Genomic DNA, 1,088 nt, shown 5'->3' with positions numbered 1-1,088 from the left:
GGGCAATTTCGTTTAGCAGACAGGACTAAACCAACTGGCCTTTCATGAATATTTTGTATTTTTCTCTTGGAGCGCTTGTTTTTGTCATCACAGCACTGGACATCATCAAAACCGCCCTTTCCTCCAACGGCGGCGGCATGGTGACGAGCCTGGTGTCCCGGACGGTGTACAAGGCCGTCTTCCTGGCTGCGGGAAAGAGGGGAAGGTCCAAGCTCTTGGGTTATGCAGGGCCAGCGGTGCTGGTTTCTGTGCTTTTAGTCTGGATCTTGGGCTTCTGGTCGGGCCTCTTTCTGGCCCTGCTCTCCGACCCCGCCTCTGTTGTGCACAGCATCACCAAGACCAACGCCAGCGCGGTGGAGAAGCTCTACTACGCCGGGTTTACCCTCTCCACGCTGGGGGTTGGGGACTATGTTGCCTCCAACGACTTCTGGCGCATCACTACGGACGTGGCGGCGTATTCCGGGCTGGTCTTCATTACGACTTCTATCACGTACTTTTTACCGGTGCTTTCTGCCGTGGGCCTGCAGAGCACCCTGAGCCTCTACATCAGCGGCATGGGCAAGACCCCGCAGCAGATCCTGACCAAAAGCTGGAACGGCAAGGACTTCTCCTCCTTCTTTGACAACACGTCCGATCTGTGCCAGATGCTCATGAAGCACACCATGAACCACCACTCCTACCCCGTCATCCACCACTTTCACAACAGCCAGCCGAAGCTGTCTGTCACGCCTGCCATCGTGCTGCTGGACGAGGCATATCAGCTGCTGGGAAATGCCCTGCAGCAGGGTGTGGCCGTTGACGAGGTGAAGATGTCGATGCTGCAGACCGCGCTGGACGCCTACCTGGAGGTGGTGCGGGAGGGCTTCCTGAAGAACGCCTCCCCCAACGGAAAGGCTCCGGCCCCAGAGCTAGGGGAGCTGGAGGAGAAAGGGATCCCGCTGAAGGGGAAGGAGGCTGTAAGGCACTACTTCGAGCAGGGCCTAGGGGAGCGCCGCAAGCTGCTGACCACGCTGCTGGAGATGGACGGCTGGTCCTGGAGAGAGGTGTACCAGCCCGAGTAGGGCCTGAGGCCGGGGAACCGCAGGAGC

The 1,088-nt window shown here is 59.1% G+C and carries 1 protein-coding gene; it reads left to right on the top strand.

Annotated elements, in window-relative coordinates; all coding sequences use genetic code 11:
* Positions 1-44 precede the first annotated feature (44 nt).
* Positions 45-1,061, top strand: coding sequence for an ion channel (locus ACFQ2O_RS21775; RefSeq protein ID WP_377533042.1), 1,017 nt, complete (start codon positions 45-47; stop codon positions 1,059-1,061).
* The last annotated feature ends 27 nt before the right edge of the window (positions 1,062-1,088 follow it).

The organism is Pontibacter rugosus (assembly GCF_042678745.1).
In the GTDB taxonomy this organism is placed as follows: domain Bacteria; phylum Bacteroidota; class Bacteroidia; order Cytophagales; family Hymenobacteraceae; genus Pontibacter; species Pontibacter rugosus.
This window is presented reverse-complemented; position numbering and strand designations above follow the sequence as displayed.